We start from the raw sequence: 870 nt of genomic DNA, 5'->3' as shown, positions 1-870 counted from the left end.
TCACGCTGAAAATGCCGGCCTTTGAATGGGTTCATGTGCAGCTCCATCAGCAAAAGGGGATGATAAGTTTATCACCACCGACTATTTGCAACAGTGCCGTAATTAATACCTTGCGCCCATTCAGGCGACCGCTTCCCTGATAGCTGTCTTCTCCATGATCGGGGCGCGGTTGCATTTTCCCCGCCAGCCCGGGAAAGGGCTGCTGCTGCTGTTGAAAAGGCGGCGCCGGAAAACGCGCAGAATTGGTTTTATTGATGGTCTTTTTTTCCTTGTTTAAGCCAGCCATTCAATTACCTCTCATTATTTATCACAAAGACTAATAAGCGTAGACCAAAATGAATGGCATGACCTATATTATCCAGCTACACTTAATTTTCTCGGAATATTACCCCCCCTACTTTCCTCTACCGTTGCGCTTATATCCCCACCAACGTTAGATTTAATTTAAACAATATTATTTGAGACTTATCCAGTTCGCAGTGTTAATAAATAGCAACCACACTTAACATTTCAACCTTGGCAAAAGGAGAACATATGAAATTATCCATAACGCCATTATTATGTTGTTTTTTATTGTCGCCAGCGCTTGCTGATGATAACGGCGGGTTGAAAAATGATACAGCTCCACCGCCAGCCCACGCTCTGGATGAAGGTTATCGTGGGACTGAAGATGCAAGAATCATGACTGTCGAACAGGCCAAAACGATGCATGACGGTGCGACCATTTCTCTGCGAGGTAATCTCATCGAGGATCAAGACGGAGACAAATTTGGGGTTCTAGGGATTTTCCGTCCAAAAACGACAAAGTGCTCTGGAGGCCCCGCCGTCTGTGGCCTCCAGAGGGGTATTACTTTTTTCGAGATCCCTATT

1 protein-coding gene and 1 pseudogene are annotated in these 870 nt (G+C 45.5%); one reads left to right on the top strand and one right to left on the bottom strand.

Features of this window, described 5'->3' with window-relative positions; translation table 11 throughout:
• Positions 1 to 70: 70 nt before the first annotated feature.
• A pseudogene (locus ACMWLG_RS25845) lies at positions 71 to 286 on the bottom strand (NAD(P)-dependent dehydrogenase); the annotation flags it as partial.
• Between the two features lie 248 nt (positions 287 to 534).
• Here ACMWLG_RS25845 and ACMWLG_RS25840 point away from each other — a divergent pair.
• Positions 535 to 870, top strand: a 336-nt coding sequence (locus ACMWLG_RS25840) for a hypothetical protein (RefSeq protein WP_414743580.1), incomplete at its 3' end; no start/stop codon positions are given.

It is taken from the genome of Enterobacter sp. 01-M-02-SI-ECC, from assembly GCF_047530595.1.
Classification (GTDB): Bacteria; Pseudomonadota; Gammaproteobacteria; order Enterobacterales; family Enterobacteriaceae; genus Enterobacter; species Enterobacter cloacae_M.
Note: the sequence above shows the minus strand (reverse complement) of the source record. Positions and strands in the feature narration are given on the sequence as shown.